Below are 1314 nucleotides of genomic sequence, written 5' to 3'. Positions count from 1 at the left end.
GATTCTGTCAATAATTTTGTGTAAACACTCAAGTAAAGTTGCGGAGTGTTAATCAAATAAGCTTTCAAGTGTGTCAGCGCAAGACGCAAATCCTTTATGAATTCGCTGGCTGTGTTTGAAATTATAGTCTTCAAACAAGGTCACCAAATAGCGGTCTAGAGCCTCCTCATTAGGGAAAAGAACCTTCTTTTTGCTTTGTCGCTTGATCTCCTTGTTTAAGGATTCAATGAGGTTTGTCGAGTAAATACTGGTCCAAATCTGATGAGGAAAACGGTAAAAAGTGAGGAGGTTCTCCGTCAGTTCCAACTGCGCCATCACTTTTGGATAGGTTGCTTTCCACTCGGTGATAAAAGCCTCTAAAACCTGCTTGCCTTCTTCTAAGCTGGCAGAGCGATAGATAGTCTTAAACTGCTCCACTATCAGGGCGCGATCACTTTGTTTCACCTTACTAGCTAAGTTTCGACTGATGTGGATGAGGCAGCGCTGCTGCTTGGCTAAAGGGTAAGCTTGACTAACAACCTGGTCCAAGCCCTTGAAGCCATCTGTGACCACAAGCGAAACCTGCTCCAGTCCTTGACTATGAAGCCTGTCCAGCAGATCTGACCAAGAAGCATTGTTCTCATTTGGGGCAATCTCATATCCAAGAACAGCTTTGTGCCCCTCGGCTGTGATGCCAAGTGCAATATGGATACACTCCTTACTGACGGTTCCACGTCTTAAAGGAAGATAAGTCCCATCCAAATACAAAATTGAGTAGTGGGCTTCCAGAGCTCGCTTATGAAAGGCCGCCACATTTTCCTGTGTCGCCTTTGAGATGTTGGAAATCGTGGCAGGACTATAGTGATGACCATACATTCGCTCGATGATGTCGCTGATTTCGCGCGTTGTTACCCCTGTTTGGTAGAGTTTGATGACCATGGCTTCTAGGTGATCATCCCGCCGCCCATAAGCTGGTAGGAGAGCAGGACTAAAGTCCCCATTGCGGTCTCGAGGGATAGTCAACTGAACGGTGCCATATTTAGTTTCAAACCGCCGTGAATAGCTTCCGTTGCGGCTATTGCCAGTGTTGTAGCCCTCTTTCTCATAAGGCTCATAACCCAAAAAAGCGGACAACTCAGCCTGAAGCAGGTCATTCATGGCTGTTTCAAGAGAAGAACGGAAAAATTCATCGATATCTTTCTTTTGTGCTAGGAAGTTCAGCAATTCTGTGGTAAACTGGGGCATAGGAATAAGTCTCTTTCTAGTAAATGTGTTGCAACTCTACTATACAGGATTTATTCCTTTTTGTGTTTACACAACTTATTGTACACTACC

At 44.8% G+C, this 1314-nt stretch carries 1 protein-coding gene; it reads right to left on the bottom strand.

From position 1 onward, the window contains the following. Positions 1–48: 48 nt before the first annotated feature. Positions 49–1224, bottom strand: coding sequence for an IS256 family transposase (locus tag K1J10_RS10485; RefSeq protein ID WP_223336673.1), 1176 nt, complete (start codon positions 1222–1224; stop codon positions 49–51). Positions 1225–1314: the final 90 nt, after the last annotated feature.

It is taken from the genome of Streptococcus australis (assembly GCF_019930045.1).
In the GTDB taxonomy this organism is placed as follows: Bacteria; Bacillota; Bacilli; order Lactobacillales; family Streptococcaceae; genus Streptococcus; species Streptococcus australis_D.
Note: the sequence above shows the minus strand (reverse complement) of the source record. Positions and strands in the feature narration are given on the sequence as shown.